General features: G+C 63.1%; 14 protein-coding genes. 4 read left to right on the forward strand and 10 right to left on the reverse strand.

The genetic code is table 11. The annotated features are described in order from the left end of the window. Positions 1–102 precede the first annotated feature (102 nt). The 5 genes from argS to ETW24_RS11720 form a co-directional block, all read right to left on the reverse strand. Positions 103–1,848 carry an arginine--tRNA ligase gene (gene argS, locus ETW24_RS11700; protein ID WP_129371216.1) on the reverse strand — a complete coding sequence of 582 codons (1,746 nt, stop codon included), beginning with the start codon at positions 1,846–1,848 and terminating at the stop codon, positions 103–105. A gap of 165 nt (positions 1,849–2,013) precedes the next feature. Further along, on the reverse strand, positions 2,014–2,352 hold the full coding sequence (locus tag ETW24_RS11705) for a YciI family protein (protein ID WP_129371217.1): 339 nt from the start codon (positions 2,350–2,352) through the stop codon (positions 2,014–2,016). Then, on the reverse strand, positions 2,349–2,648 hold the full coding sequence (locus tag ETW24_RS11710) for a YciI family protein (RefSeq protein WP_129371218.1): 300 nt from the start codon (positions 2,646–2,648) through the stop codon (positions 2,349–2,351). The genes ETW24_RS11705 and ETW24_RS11710 overlap by 4 nt, the downstream gene beginning before the upstream one ends. 234 nt (positions 2,649–2,882) lie before the next feature. Next, entirely contained in the window at positions 2,883–3,275 is a 393-nt protein-coding gene (locus ETW24_RS11715) for a GFA family protein (RefSeq protein ID WP_129371219.1), read from the reverse strand. 396 nt (positions 3,276–3,671) lie between these two features. Next, positions 3,672–4,823, reverse strand: a complete 1,152-nt coding sequence (locus tag ETW24_RS11720) for a deoxyguanosinetriphosphate triphosphohydrolase (protein WP_254695754.1) — start codon at positions 4,821–4,823, stop codon at positions 3,672–3,674. A gap of 90 nt (positions 4,824–4,913) precedes the next feature. On the opposite strand from ETW24_RS11720, the gene ETW24_RS11725 reads away from it, so the two are divergent. Beyond that, the gene (locus ETW24_RS11725; protein WP_129371221.1) at positions 4,914–5,237 is read left to right on the forward strand and encodes a HesB/IscA family protein; all 324 of its coding nucleotides are present in this window, start codon (positions 4,914–4,916) and stop codon (positions 5,235–5,237) included. Positions 5,238–5,372: 135 nt separating this feature from the next. On the opposite strand, the gene ETW24_RS11730 is transcribed toward ETW24_RS11725, so the two are convergent. From ETW24_RS11730 to ETW24_RS11740, 3 genes are all read right to left on the reverse strand, one after another. Further along, entirely contained in the window at positions 5,373–6,290 is a 918-nt protein-coding gene (locus ETW24_RS11730; protein WP_129371222.1) for a DMT family transporter, read from the reverse strand. Continuing rightward, positions 6,290–7,351, reverse strand: a complete 1,062-nt coding sequence (locus ETW24_RS11735) for a DUF6902 family protein (RefSeq protein ID WP_129371223.1) — start codon at positions 7,349–7,351, stop codon at positions 6,290–6,292. The genes ETW24_RS11730 and ETW24_RS11735 overlap by 1 nt, the downstream gene beginning before the upstream one ends. Positions 7,352–7,448: 97 nt before the next feature. Next, complete coding sequence (locus ETW24_RS11740) at positions 7,449–8,117, reverse strand: DUF6749 family protein (RefSeq protein ID WP_129371224.1); 669 nt, start codon at positions 8,115–8,117, stop codon at positions 7,449–7,451. 360 nt (positions 8,118–8,477) lie between these two features. Here ETW24_RS11740 and xth point away from each other — a divergent pair, with 360 nt between their 5' ends. Next, entirely contained in the window at positions 8,478–9,284 is an 807-nt protein-coding gene (gene xth / locus ETW24_RS11745) for an exodeoxyribonuclease III (RefSeq protein ID WP_129371225.1), read from the forward strand. 99 nt (positions 9,285–9,383) lie between these two features. Here xth and ETW24_RS11750 read toward each other — a convergent pair whose 3' ends face one another. Further along, the gene (locus tag ETW24_RS11750; protein WP_129371226.1) at positions 9,384–10,550 is read right to left on the reverse strand and encodes an FAD-dependent monooxygenase; all 1,167 of its coding nucleotides are present in this window, start codon (positions 10,548–10,550) and stop codon (positions 9,384–9,386) included. A gap of 103 nt (positions 10,551–10,653) precedes the next feature. Continuing rightward, a complete protein-coding gene (gene dksA / locus ETW24_RS11755) occupies positions 10,654–11,076 on the reverse strand; it encodes an RNA polymerase-binding protein DksA (RefSeq protein ID WP_129372917.1) in 423 nt (140 codons plus the stop codon). A gap of 186 nt (positions 11,077–11,262) precedes the next feature. Here dksA and ETW24_RS11760 point away from each other — a divergent pair, with 186 nt between their 5' ends. Together ETW24_RS11760 and ETW24_RS11765 are read left to right on the forward strand one after the other, a co-directional pair. Next, positions 11,263–12,102: an AAA family ATPase gene (locus tag ETW24_RS11760; protein WP_129371227.1), complete on the forward strand. Its 840-nt coding sequence runs from the start codon at positions 11,263–11,265 to the stop codon at positions 12,100–12,102. Positions 12,103–12,333: 231 nt separating this feature from the next. After that, on the forward strand, positions 12,334–13,683 hold the full coding sequence (locus ETW24_RS11765; RefSeq protein WP_368075926.1) for a DUF2927 domain-containing protein: 1,350 nt from the start codon (positions 12,334–12,336) through the stop codon (positions 13,681–13,683). The last annotated feature ends 29 nt before the right edge of the window (positions 13,684–13,712 follow it).

Raw genomic sequence — 13,712 nt, forward strand, 5'->3', positions numbered from 1 at the left:
CCGGTTTGGCGGCGCATGGGCTGCGCTGCCGCTGGGTCTCTTGAACTGCCTCAGTCCGGCGGACTGCGCGACTTATGCCCGCAGGGGCTGGCGCCCCATTGGTTATCGCATCTCTTCTGCCGGTTTCACGCCAAGAATACCAAGACCTGCGGAAATGACAACGGAAACGGCCCGGGCCAGCGCCAAATTCGCATGTGTTGCCGATTGGCTGCTCTCCTTAACAAATCGTAAACCTTCGTTCGATTTGCCCAGATGGTACAGCCCGTGCAACTCAGACGCGAGGTCATAGAGATAGAAGGCCACCCGGTGCGGTTCATTGCTGCGGGCGGCGATTTCCACCTGGCGCGGCCATTCGGCCAGCTTCTTGACCACTGCCAGCTGCGCCGGGTCGGCGATCAGGCTCAGATCCGCAGCGTTCAGCGTGGCATCATCGGCCGCAATATTCTGTTCCGCCGCCTTGCGCAGGGTCGAGCAGATCCGCGCGTTGGCATATTGCACATAGAACACCGGGTTATCCTTGGACTGCTCCAGCGCCTTATCGAGGTCAAAGTCGAAACCCTGATCGTTCTTGCGGGTCAGCAGCATGAACCGGGTCACGTCTGCGCCCACCGCATCGACAACATCGCGCAGGGTGACAAAGGTCCCTGCCCGCTTGGACATCTTGAATTCCTGACCGTCCTTGAACAGCTTCACCAGCTGGCACAGCTTGATATCCAGCGGCACCCGGCCATCCGACAGCGCCGACACGGCCGCCTTCATCCGTTTGACATAGCCGCCGTGGTCGGCGCCGAAAATGTCGATCAGCTCGTCAAAGCCGCGCTCGACCTTGTCATAGTGATAAGCAATGTCCGGTGCGAAATAGGTCCAGGCGCCATCGGATTTCTTCACCGCCCGGTCAACGTCGTCGCCATGGTCAGTGGATTTGAACAGGGTCTGCTCGCGCGGTTCCCAATCATCGGGCTTTTTGCCCTTGGGCGGCTCCAGCACGCCTTGATAGATCAGCCCCTTGGATTGCAGCGCCTCCAGCGCCGCCTCGATCTTGCCGGTGCCATAGAGGGATTTTTCCGAATAGAACACATCCATTTCGATGCCAAGCTGGGCCAGGTCCTCGCGGATCAGCACCATCATCGCCTCGGTGGAGAACTCCCGCACGTCCGCCAGCCAGACGTCCTCGCCCTTGCCGACATAAGCATCACCCACCTTGTCCTTCAGCGCCTGCCCCACCGGCTTCAGGTAATCACCCGGATAGGTGCCGTCGGCAAAGGCCACTTCCTGCCCGTGCGCTTCCAGGTAGCGCAGGTAGACAGACCGCGCCAGCACATCGACCTGGCCGCCGCCGTCGTTGATGTAGTATTCGCGGGTGACGTCATAGCCGGCATAAGCCAAGAGCGAGGCCAGCGCATCGCCGAACACCGCGCCTCGGGTATGGCCCACGTGCAGCGGGCCGGTCGGGTTGGCCGAGACATATTCCACGTTCACCCGCTTGCCCGCGCCCAGACCAGAGCGGCCGAAATCCGTGCCTGCGTCCAGGACCGATTTCAGAACGTTCTGCCAGATGCCGGGCGCAAGGCGCAGGTTCAAAAAGCCGGGGCCTGCGACCTCGGCCGACGTCACCCGCACATCCGCGGCCAGCCTGGCGGCCAGCGCTTCGGCGATATCGCGCGGCTTCATCCTGGCGGGCTTGGCCAGAACCATCGCCGCATTGGTTGCCATGTCGCCATGGGCGGCATCGCGTGGCGGCTCCACCGCGACATTGGCAAAATCAAGCCCCTCGGGCAGCGCGCCGTCCGCGGTCATCGCGGTCAGACTGTCAATCACAAGCGAGCGGATATCGGTAAAGAGGTTCATATCTGGCGTCCCATATGTTCAGCACTGCGGATACCGGGGGCCAAAGGCAGGGTCAACAGGATTGCAGGGGCTGCAGGGACCGGTAAGCGCACCGCACCGGAAAATTCAATTTTCCGGCCAATTTTCTTACTCAAGAAAATTGCGCCGCCATCCGCTGCGCCGGCCTCACAGGGTGGCGGTCTGGTCTTCCAGGATCTTGCCCCAGGTGAAGATCTCATAGGACCGGAAAGCAGGCACATAAAACGGATCACCATGGATCAGATGCTCCACCTCGACACGGTCCTCGGCCTCGACGATCCACAGCGCACCGCAGAAATCGCCATCGGTGTCCGGCTTCAGCCCGCCGCCGATCCGCAGTTCCGGGTGATCCCGGACATAAGCCACATGAGCATCGCGCCGGGATTGGCTGGCGCGCACATCCATCATTGCCGGCGCATCACGGAACATCACCGCCCAGCGGGTCAGCGCCGGCGCGGTCTTGCGGGTTTCCCGGGGAGCGGTCATGACAGCATTCCCTGAATGGCTGAGGCCGTGCCCCATTCGGTGATCTTGTAGGTGCGCAAAGAGGCCACGTAATAAGGATCCTGCAGGATCAGCCGTTCCACATCCTGACGGGTCTCCGCCTCCACATTCCAGATCGCGCCTGGGAAATCCTGCATCGGCCGCATCGCCAGCGCGCCGCCGATTTGCAGCCCGGACCTGGACCGCACAAAGGCGATATGCGCCTCGCGCCGCTTCTTGTCGCCGCGCACCCGGTCCATTTCGGGCTTGTCCGTGAATGTGACGGTCCAGCGTGCCATGGCTTTCCCCCTTGCTGCTCCTTTCGCGGATAACGCCAACGCCCCGCGGCATCATAGGGCCAGATCATAGCACGGCTTACGGCCAATTCGGGAACCTGACTAAGAGCATTCCGCACCCCGAACACACAACGGCAGGTCCGCGCCCGGCCTCGGGCCGTTGCGAATGTGCCGTCCCGAGGCGGAGGCCGGGCACAGGCCGGACCGCAAGCGGCCCGGCCTGAAGACTTGCCGCAGCTACGCCGGATGCCCCTCCGACTGCTTCGCACCGTCGCAAATCGCATACCAGCCCGGCTTCTCGCCCACAAACTCGTGGAAACTGTTCGCCACCTCCAGCGCCCCGTCCAGTGCATTTGCGGCGATCGGAAAACTGGCGTCCTGCGACAGGATCTCGCCCAGCGAGCTGCCGCAGATCCGGCAGAAACAACGGCCGTATTTATAGGGTGGCGCAGGCTGATACAGCGTCACCTCCTCCTTGCCGGCAATCCAGCGCAGGTCTTCCTTCTTCACAAACACAATGGTGCTGGCCCCCGCCTTGCGGCAGCGCGAGCAATGGCAGGTGCCCATCAGCGACGGCTGCGCCAGCAGCTCAAACTTCACCGCGCCGCAGCAACAGCTTCCCTCAATCATTCCAGCAATCCTTCCTATCATCCACTTGATAGGAACATTACGTGAACACATTCTGAAAAACAAGCCGCACTCACCCGTTGCGCAGCGACCATCCGCACCGCACGCCCGGCTTGCGCCGCCTTAACATGACTATGCGAAAGTCACTCCCGCTGCAGTACATGGCGCGGGTCTGGCACCCCTTGCGCACAGGAGGCCAGCCCCCCCAAGACCACCTCCGCAAAAGGTGCAGAGGCGTCTGACTGATGAAGCTATTGACCGGACACGTGGCGCGCTGGCGTTCCGGCCCTTCCCTCCGCCTGTCGTGGCTGCGCCGCCATCTCTGCCCTGCCCGTTTCACGGCCCGCAGGAACGGCCGGCAGCAAACAAGACAGACCTCAAGGAACACAAGGGAAGCCCTCAGACCTCAACCTTCACCCCGATCAGCCGCTCATGCTGCTGCAGGGCGAAACGGTCGGTCATGCCGGCAATGTAATCCGACACAATCCGCGCCAGCGCGGTGCGTCCCTGTGCAGCCGCGATATCGGCGTGCCAGCGCTCCGGCATGTCCTGCGGATTGTCCAGAAAGTAGGGAAACAGCGCCTCCACCACCTTGGCGACCTTGGCGCGTTTCTCCATCACCGAAGGGGCGCGGTACATGCGGGTGAACAGGAAGGCGCGGATGTCTTTCAGCCCGGCCCAAATTTCCGGCGAGAACTGCACCAGCGGATAATCCAGCGCCCGTACCTCCTCGACACTCTGTACAGCAGACTCCGCCAGCAGCATCCGGGCAGTGCCGATCACATCACCGACCATGACCCCGAAGAAACGCCGCAGTGCCTCGTGCCGGCGGCGGTTCGAGTCCAGACCCGGATACAGCCGGTCCACCGCGCCATACGCCTTGTCCAGCAGCGGCAGCCGTGCCAGATCATCATCGCCGAACAGCCCGGCCCGCAGCGCATCGTGCAGATCGTGGTTGTTGTAGGCAATGTCATCCGCCAGCGCCGCTACTTGCGCCTCGGCACTTGCGTGGGTGTGCAGTTCCAGATCCACCGCCGCGTTGCATTCCGCCAGCGCCCAGGGCAGCTCCCCCACCACCGGACCGTTGTGTTTCGCAATCGCTTCAAGGGTTTCCCAGGTGAGGTTCAACCCGTCGAATTCGGCGTAATGGCGCTCCAGACAGGTCACAATGCGGATCGCCTGGGCATTATGATCAAACCCGCCATAGGGTGCCATCAGCCCGTGCAGCGCATCCTCACCGGTGTGGCCGAACGGCGTGTGGCCCAAGTCATGCGCCAACGCCACCGCCTCGGTCAGCTCCTGGTTCAGCCCCAAGGCGCCGGCAATTGTCCGGCCCACCTGCCCCACTTCAATCGAATGAGTAAGGCGGGTGCGGTAATTGTCGCCCTCATGTTCGACAAACACCTGGGTCTTATGTTTCAACCTGCGGAACGCACTGGCGTGGATGATCCGGTCGCGGTCACGCTGATAGGGCGATCGGAAGGAGCTTTCCTCCTCGGTCACCTGCCGCCCGCGGCTGCGGTCCGGCATCGTGGCATAAGGCGCATGCATGTTAAATCTTTTCTCCAGCAAATCTTGCCGCATGAATTGCACCTTCATATATAAAGCCTTGCGCTGCAACTAACGCTGTGGAGAAACCTGATGAACCTGCCCCCGAAAGTCACTGACCGCGCCTTTGCCCGGCTGGCCGAGATCGGCGCCGCGGACCAGGGCCAGGCGCTGCGCGTCGCGGTCGAAGGCGGCGGCTGCTCGGGCTTTCAGTACGAGATCGCACTGGACGAGGCGAAACCCGAAGATCTGGTGCTTGAGGGCCAGGGCGAAATGGTCGTCGTCGACACGGTCTCCCTGCCGTTCCTGGAAAACGCAGTGATCGATTTCACCGAGGAGCTGATCGGCGCCCGCTTCACCATCGAGAACCCCAACGCCACCTCCAGCTGCGGCTGCGGCACCTCGTTTTCGATGTGACCCGGCGTCCAGCCGGCATCGCGCATCATGATCCCGCTTTGCCGCCAGGCAAGGCAGCGCCCGCCCTCATCTCAAGGGGCGGGCGCTTCGCCCGTTTGCAGGGCGCAACGTCTCAGACGCAACCCTGACCCGGCGCTAGGGATCGGTCTGCAGCCGTCCCTGGCCGCGCAGCCTTGGCAAGGCCGGGGCAAACTGATCCCAGACCAGATACAGACCGGACGCAATCACAATGGCACCGCCGATATAGGTGGTGGCTGGCGGAAACTCGCCAAAGAAGACTGAACCGATAACCGCCATCCAGATGAACTGCAGGTTCATCAGCGGAGTCACCGCATAAGAAGCCATAAGCCGCAACGCCACCACCAGCAGCCAGCGCGCGCCGAACAACAAGAAGGCATAGGCCGCAGCCCACACCACATCAGCAAGCGGCATCGGCACCCATACAAACGGCAGCGCCAGCAGCATTGCGCCGCACAGCGTCAGGTTGGGATAGAACACCTGCGCCAGTGCGTTGCTTTCATAACGGCCGATAAACCGTGCCATGGTCATGGAAAACGTGCCGGAAAGCACCGCACCAAAGGCCACGAAATGGCCCCAGGATGCATGCGCGTCCGCGTTGCCATGCGGCAGCAGAAACAACACGCCGCAAAATCCCGCGGCCAGCGCGATCCAGGCCGCCGGGCGCACAGGCTCTTTCAATACTGCTCCGGACATGGCGCCGGCCAGCAGCGGCATCAGGCCGATAAAGACAAACACTTCGGCAAAAGGCAGCAGCCGGAAAGCATAGAAGAAACAGACCGCAGCGATCAGCGTCGCCACTGACCTGAGAGCCATCGCCCGCGGGCAGCGGGTGCGGAAGCCGCCGCGCTGCGCCGGCAGCCGGTCCGCCAGCAGGCAGAACCCCACCACCATCGCACCGGACAGCGCATAAAGCTGCGCCGCCGCATACTGGCCCGCCAGCAATTTTGTGATCCCGTCGGCCGAAGCGATCAACCCGGTATAGGCCACCACCAGCAGCGCACCGCCCAAGGCCTGATTGCGGGTGCCGCCCATCACGCGGCCCCCGCGCTGCCCGCCCGGGCGAAACCTTCGAAAAATCCTGCGAACCTTGCACAGCTGCGCTCTGCCGCGGTGAGCAGCCCGTGCTCCTCCTCGCTCAGGACAGCCTCGGCGCGCGCTTTCACTGCGCTCCAGCTGTTGCGCGCCATCCCGGCGTCGAAAACCGCTTCTGACAGGCTCCTCAAAATACTCCCTCCCTGCTGCGCCGACACATGCATTCCGCCCATCGGGACCGCCTGCCGAAAGGCAGGACGCCCGGACATCAGCATGAGCCAGTTGACCACAAAATACTCGTGATACGCATCCTGATGTCCATAAAATTCTCCCTTAGCGAGCATATAGGCCGAAACCTGCCGGTCAAGCCACGCCTCCCAGGCCGCAGGCGGCTGCTGGCCGGCAAACCGCAGCGCGATGCAGATCTCTGCCAGCAGGTCGGCATTCTGATCCAAAAAGGCCACCAGACCGGCAAATTCCAGACTGGTGATCGCCGCCTCCGGCAGGTCCGGATCGCGGCGGCCGTATTCAGAGAGATAGAAAACGATATGGGTCAGCTCGTAAGCTGCCTTCTTGTTGGGAATGGCAAAGGTCTGAGGGTTTGAGATGAAACCGCGCAGCCGGTCGTCCAGCCCGTCATCACGCAGATCTATCCCGCGCCGCGCCAGCAGCCGCCGGGCCTCGGCGCGCTGCAAATCGGACAGCTCGGCCTGCGCCAGCCCCTGCTTTGACACCCAGCCTGCCAGTTGCGCCCCGGTCTGCCCCGGCAGGCCCAGATCCTCCAGGTCCAGGCAGATCGACAGGATAAAGCGGTAATACTGCCGGAAAAAACTGATATGACGCGCCGCACCATCGTAAAATTGCTGCAAGGGCTGCAGGGCATCAGCGGCAACATCCGCCCCGGTGCATTCCAGAATATTCAGCAGCTCGGCGTTCTCTTTGAGCCAGAACACGTCCTCCTGGCTGCGCCGGTGCGTTGCGAAACCGGCAATCAGCGTCTCTTGCGCACAGGCCCGGGACTGGCGGGCGGCAGGAGAGAAAAACGGGATGATCTGGGCCATGGGAACCTCGTTCGGAAAAATGCGGCGCGATACCGGCGGCCCCGGACACAGGGCCGCCCAAAGTCAGGGACCGGCAGCAAAACCGGCCCTGCCCGGATCAGCTGCCCGAGGAGAACAGCCGGGTGGCATCGCCCGCGCTGGTCCGTGCCGCCGTTGCGGGGGCAGAACCGGAAGAGAACAGATGCGTCCCCTCGCCCGCGCCCGTCCTGGCCGCGGCAGCCGGGGCTGAACCGGAGGAGAACATCTCTGTCAGATCGCCGGCACCGGTTTCGGCCTGCGCAGCGGGCGCCGAACCGGAGGAGAACATTTCCGTCAGATCACCTACCGCGGTTTCATGTGCCGCCGCAGGGGCTGAACCGGAAGAATACATTTCTGTCAAATCCCCGGACGCAATCTCTGATTGATCCGCAGGCGCTGACCCTGAGGAAAACATTTGCACCAGATCACCTGCGGCGGCATCGCTTTGAGCAACAGGAGCGGAGCCGGAAGAGAACATCTCTACCAGGTCGCCAGCTGCGGTTTCGCTGCGGGCCGCAGGCGCTGAACCGCTGGAGAACAACCCGGTTTCCCCGCCGGCCCAGCTTTGCGCGGCCTGCGGCATGGACCCGGAAGAAAACAACGAAACACCTTCACCCGCAGTCAGCTCCGCGAAACATTCAGGTGCTGAACCAGAGGAGAACATCTCTGCCCCGCCGCCCTCGAACAGGCTGGCGCCTGCGGTTTGACGGGCTGCATGGATGGTCTGGATTTTGTGCTGAGCAGTCATTTGGAACCCCATTCATTAAGGACAAAAGGCTCCACAACGCTGGCACGGACACCGCGCAGCGCAAACAGAAAATGCAATTTCACATTGTATTTTCCAGTGCGGATTACATTAACTTCAACTCGCTATTTTTTGTGCAATTTCAATTATTTCAATTCATCCACAGCTTATTCACCGCGTTATTCACACGTATATTATTGCAAAATAAAGAAACTCAACCTGAGGGATACTTTTCACCTGTGCAAAACAGCCATGATTCGCCGTGCCGCAAGTGATTCCCGAATCGTGCTTCGGGCTTGCCCCGCGACGCTGATTCAGCGATAGATCGGCCTCGGATAAAGCAATCTGTGCCGGAGGCAAGCCATGAAAATCGCCACATTCAATATCAATGGCATCAAGGCCCGGGCGCAGGCGCTGCCGGACTGGCTGGATGAAGCCCAGCCCGACGTGGCGGTGCTTCAGGAGATCAAATCGGTCGACGAAGCGTTTCCGCGCGAAATGCTGGAAGAGCGCGGCTATAACGTCGAAACCCACGGCCAGAAAAGCTTTAACGGGGTGGCAATCCTGTCAAAGCTGCCGCTGGAGGATGTGCGCCGCGGCCTGCCCGGTGATGACAGCGACGAACAGGCCCGCTGGATCGAGGCCACGGTGGTCGGCAAGCAGGCGATCCGCATCTGCGGCCTGTACCTGCCCAATGGCAACCCGGTTGAGCTGGAGCCGGACGGCAGCCCGGTGGCGGGCGGCAAATATGCCTATAAACTAGCCTGGATGGAACGGCTGAAGGCGCGCGCCGAAGCATTGCTGGCGGAGGAGATGCCGGCACTGATGGCCGGTGACTACAACATCATCCCGCAGGCCGAGGATGCCAAGCGCCCCGAAGCCTGGCTGGAGGACGCGCTGCACCGGCCCGAAAGCCGTGCCGCGTTTCAGCGGATCGTCAACCTTGGCTTCACCGAAGCCTTCCGCGCCCGGCACCAGGGGCCAGGGCATTATTCCTTCTGGGATTACCAGGCTGGTGCGTGGAACCGCGACGACGGCATCCGCATCGACCATTTCCTGCTGACCCCGCAGGCCGCGGATCTGCTGCTCGATTGCCAGATCGACAAGGATGTGCGCGGCCGGGAAAAACCCTCGGACCATGTGCCGGTCTGGGTCGAGCTGGATATCTAGCGCTATCCGCGCCGCGCACCAGCGCGGCGCCCGGCCCAACACTTTCGGGTTCATTTCAGATGAACCCGAAAAGGGGCGGGAGCCGCCCGCCGGCCCTGCTCAGGCGGTGACGTCGTGGCGGTAGATCCAGTCGAACTGGCTGACCATCTTGCCCGGTGCAAAGCGGCCGCCCAGCTTCAGCACCTGATGCGCAGGCCAGCTGAGCGGTGCGCGCAGATGGTATTTCCAGGCGTTTTTGCCGGCCGCCTGCACCACCTTTTCAGCCCGTTCGCGGCGGCGGGACTGGTAAACGGCCAAGCCGCGCGCGATATCCGGCGCTTCCTGCAGGGAGCGGGCCAGCACCCAGGCATCCTCCAGCGCCAGATTGGCGCCCTGCGCCATGAAGGGCAGCGTCGGATGCGCCGCATCGCCCAAGATGGCGGTGTTTTCGCCATGCCAGCTGGCCGCCACCGGGTGGCGGAACAGGCCCCACAGCAATACATCCTCCACTGCCTCCAGCAGCGCAGCGGCGGTGCCGCCGAAACCGGAAAAGGCGGCGCGCAGGTTGGCGGGATCATCCTTGAAATTCCAGCCCTCGTCGGCCCAGGCGCGGCGTTCCTGCACCGCAACCAGGTTCATCAGACTGCCATCGCGCAAGGGGTAAGCCACCAGATGCCGCCCCGGCCCCATGAACACCTGCGCCTCGGCTGGCTGGTTCAGATGGTTGGGCACAGTGGCGCGCCAGGCCACCTGGCCGGTGAAAGAAGGCGTTCGCTCGCCGTTCAGCGCCACGCGGGCTTTCGAGTGCAGCCCATCAGCGCCCACCACCAGATCACCGCCGCATTGCGCACCATTGCTGAGGTGGACGACAGGCTGCAGGCCCGGTTCGACCCGGTCCGCCCGTTGCAGCAGCCGCACCTGCACACCGTCGCGGCGGGCGGCACCGGCCAGAATGCCGACCAGGTCGGAGCGGTGGACAAAGTAGTACGGGTGCCCCGCTGAATATTCATCAAGATCCAATCGCAGCACCTGATCGCCGCGCCGGTGGCCGCGCAGCACCACGGCACGGGCGCGCTGCGAGCACCAGGCCAGATCATCGGCCAGCCCCAGCGCCTTCAGCACAGCCACGCCGTTGGGAGTGATCTGCAGGCCCGCGCCCACTTCGGAGATCGCCTCGGCCTGCTCCAGCACAGTGACGGATGCGCCAAAGCGGCGCAGCGCCAAGGCTGCGGTCAAGCCGCCGATCCCGGCGCCGATGACGGTTATTTTCAGGCCTTTGAGTTCCATGGGCTCCCGCAGATTCTCCGCTTGCACCCAATGAAACAAAAAACGCCGGAGCAAAAGGCCCCGGCGTCATGAATTCGCGCGTTTTCACTGCCAATGGCGGCGGTTAATCGTCGCGGTGGACTTTTTCGCGGCGCTCGTGGCGTTCCTGGGCCTCAAGGCTCATGGTTGCGATCGGACGTGCATCCAGACGTTTCAGCGAAATCGGATCGCCGGTCACTTCGCAGTAGCCGAATTCACCCTCGTCGATGCGGCGCAGGGCCGAGTCGATTTTGGCGACCAGCTTGCGCTGGCGGTCACGGGTGCGCAGTTCCAGCGCGCGGTCGGTCTCTTCGCTGGCACGGTCGGCAACATCCGGGATGTTGCGGGTGTTGTCCTGCAGCCCTTCGATGGTATCGCGGCTGTCGGACAGCAGATCCTGTTTCCATTCCAATAGTTTGCGTCGGAAATACTCAAGCTGCCGGTCGTTCATGAACGGCTCATCTTCAGCCGGTCGGTAGTCGTCCGGCAGAAACACTTCTTGCTTCATTTCGGCTCCTTCGGTCTGGCCCATAATGCTGGTCATAATTTGCACCTGAACATTTTGGCTCCCCCTCTGCCGCAGCGTTTATCCCCATCGGAAGGGAATGTCACTACACAATAGTGGCGCCGTTTGGTTAAAACCGTGATAACAACTTGGCGCCGTGGCACCGATCATGACTGGAACAGGAAAGATATGCAATTTCAGGGCACTAAAGAATATGTCGCAACAGATGATTTGAAAGTTGCGGTGAATGCGGCGGTGACGCTGGAGCGTCCCCTGCTGGTTAAGGGCGAGCCGGGCACGGGCAAGACCGAGCTGGCAAAACAGGTTGCCAGCGCCCTGGGGCTGCGGATGATCGAGTGGAACGTGAAGTCCACCACCCGCGCCCAGCAAGGCCTGTATGAATATGACGCCGTCAGCCGGTTGCGCGACAGCCAGCTGGGTGATGCGCGCGTGAATGATGTGAAAAACTACATCAAGAAGGGCAAGCTGTGGGAGGCCTTTGAAGCGGGTGAGAAGGTCGTGCTGCTGATCGACGAAATCGACAAGGCCGACATCGAGTTCCCGAACGACCTGTTGCAGGAGCTCGACAAGATGGAGTTCCACGTCTACGAGACCGGCGAGATGGTCAAGGCAAAGCACCGGCCCGTCATGATCATCACCTCGAACAATGAAAAAGAGCTGCCGGACGCCTTTTTGCGGCGCTGCTTCTTTCACTACATCCGCTTTCCGGATGCTGAAACGATGAAAAAGATCGTCGAGGTGCACCATCCCGGCATCAAGGACAGCCTGCTGACCGCCGCGCTGACCCAGTTCTACGAGATCCGCGAGACGCAAGGCCTGAAGAAGAAACCCTCGACCTCCGAGGTGATCGACTGGCTGAAGCTGCTGCTGGCCGAGGATCTGAGCCCTGAGGACATCGCCCGTGACGGCGCCGATGCGCTGCCGAAACTGCATGGGGCGCTGCTGAAGAACGAACAGGACGTGCATTTGTTCGAACGGCTGGCCTTCATGGCGCGCGGCCGCCGCTGAACGGCCTTGAGGCCGGAACAGGCAGGCGCATTGCCTGGCGGCTGCCTGTTTCGCTTCAAATTGCTGCCGCATTCCCCTATCAGAGGAAACAGAGCCGGGCAGCACAGCCCGGGCTGATAGGAGACGCCCCGAGTGCCCGCTGACGCTGCCCCGGATTCACACATCTCTGTCCGCCGCCTTGTTAGGCAGCCCGCCGCCAGGCCTGGCGGCCTGCGCGTTTTGCGGGGCGCGGTGGCCGGGCTTGCTGTGGCTGCGCTGGCTGCCTGCGCTACCCCCGGCGGGCGGGCCGCAGCGCCGACCCGCGCCGCAGCCGCGCCGGTTGCGCTGCCGCCGGTCAAGGTGTTCACCGCCGGCCGCGCGCAGCCGCCGCAGCGCTCCAATGCCGATATCGCGCGGGATTTTCTGGATCTGCACTTCAGGCTGGAAGGCGGCAGCACCCTGCCCCAGTTCACCCGGTTCGAGACCCCGATCACCCTGCGTGTGACCGGCACGCCCGCACCGGGGTTCAACCGCGATCTAAGCGCGCTGCTGACCCGGCTGCAGACCGAGGCCGGGATCCCGGTCCGCCGGGTGTCCGGCGGCGAAGCCAGTATCACCATTCAGTCGGTTTCCCGCGCCGAGATCCGCCGGGCCTTGCCCAAGGCCGCCTGTTTTGTGGTCCCCAATGTCTCGTCGCTGCGTGAATACCGCCGCAACCGGCGCAGCCCGCGCACCAATTGGTCGCTGCTGCGCAACCGCGAGAAGCTGGCGGTATTCATCCCCAATGACGTCAGCCCGCAGGAGGTGCGTGACTGCCTGCACGAGGAGCTGGCGCAGGCGCTTGGTCCGCTGAACGATCTCTACCGGCTGCCGGATTCCATTTTCAACGACGACAATATTCATGCGGTGCTGACCGGCTTTGACATGCTGATTCTGCGCGCAACCTATGCGCCCGAGCTGCGCACCGGCATGAGCCGGGCCGAGGTGGCCGCGCGGCTGCCTGCGGTGCTGGCGCGGCTGAACCCGCGCGGCGCGCGCACCGCGGCGCAGCGGCTGCCGGAAACCCCGCGCGCCTGGTCAGCCGCCTATGAGCAGGCTTTGGGCCCGCAAGCCTCGCTGCGGGACCGGCTGCGCGCCGCCAACAGGGCCGCGGAGATTGCCCGCGACCTGGGCTGGCAGGACCACCGCCGGGCCTTGAGCCATTACACATTGGGCCGGATGCTGCATGTCCGCGAGCCCGAGCTGGCATTGCAGCATTTCCTGACTGCACAGACATATCTGCAAGGTCTGCCCGGCACCCGGATGCACCAGGCCAAACTGGCAGTGCAGCTGGCGGCCTATGAGATTGCCACCGGCAACGGGGGCGCCGCGCTGGCGCGGCTGACCCCTGCTGTGACAGCCGCGGCCGAACATGAGAACGCCGCCCTGCTGTCGACCCTGCTGATGCTGCAGGCCGAAGCGCTGGAATTGCAGGGCCGCGTGGTGGAGGCGCGCCGGGTCAGGCTGGACAGCCTGGGATGGGCACGCTACGGGTTCGGCCCGGATTGGGTGGTCGAGGCCCGGCTGGAAGAGATCGCCGCGCTGCGCCCCTCGGCCCCTTGATCCTGAGCGTGCAGACTGGACCTGAAACA

Source organism: Leisingera sp. NJS204, from assembly GCF_004123675.1.
Classification (GTDB): Bacteria; Pseudomonadota; Alphaproteobacteria; order Rhodobacterales; family Rhodobacteraceae; genus Leisingera.

What these genes read in the sequence shown, in the direction of transcription:
- argS (WP_129371216.1), bottom strand. Translation starts at nt 1,848, where the DNA reads ATGAACCTCTTTACCGATATCCGCTCGCTTGTGATTGACAGTCTGACC.
- ETW24_RS11705 (WP_129371217.1), bottom strand. Translation starts at nt 2,352, where the DNA reads ATGACCGCTCCCCGGGAAACCCGCAAGACCGCGCCGGCGCTGACCCGC.
- ETW24_RS11710 (WP_129371218.1), bottom strand. Translation starts at nt 2,648, where the DNA reads ATGGCACGCTGGACCGTCACATTCACGGACAAGCCCGAAATGGACCGG.
- ETW24_RS11715 (WP_129371219.1), bottom strand. Translation starts at nt 3,275, where the DNA reads ATGATTGAGGGAAGCTGTTGCTGCGGCGCGGTGAAGTTTGAGCTGCTG.
- ETW24_RS11720 (WP_254695754.1), bottom strand. Translation starts at nt 4,823, where the DNA reads ATGCATGCGCCTTATGCCACGATGCCGGACCGCAGCCGCGGGCGGCAG.
- ETW24_RS11725 (WP_129371221.1), top strand. Translation starts at nt 4,914, where the DNA reads ATGAACCTGCCCCCGAAAGTCACTGACCGCGCCTTTGCCCGGCTGGCC.
- ETW24_RS11730 (WP_129371222.1), bottom strand. Translation starts at nt 6,290, where the DNA reads ATGGGCGGCACCCGCAATCAGGCCTTGGGCGGTGCGCTGCTGGTGGTG.
- ETW24_RS11735 (WP_129371223.1), bottom strand. Translation starts at nt 7,351, where the DNA reads ATGGCCCAGATCATCCCGTTTTTCTCTCCTGCCGCCCGCCAGTCCCGG.
- ETW24_RS11740 (WP_129371224.1), bottom strand. Translation starts at nt 8,117, where the DNA reads ATGACTGCTCAGCACAAAATCCAGACCATCCATGCAGCCCGTCAAACC.
- xth (WP_129371225.1), top strand. Translation starts at nt 8,478, where the DNA reads ATGAAAATCGCCACATTCAATATCAATGGCATCAAGGCCCGGGCGCAG.
- ETW24_RS11750 (WP_129371226.1), bottom strand. Translation starts at nt 10,550, where the DNA reads ATGGAACTCAAAGGCCTGAAAATAACCGTCATCGGCGCCGGGATCGGC.
- dksA (WP_129372917.1), bottom strand. Translation starts at nt 11,076, where the DNA reads ATGAAGCAAGAAGTGTTTCTGCCGGACGACTACCGACCGGCTGAAGAT.
- ETW24_RS11760 (WP_129371227.1), top strand. Translation starts at nt 11,263, where the DNA reads ATGCAATTTCAGGGCACTAAAGAATATGTCGCAACAGATGATTTGAAA.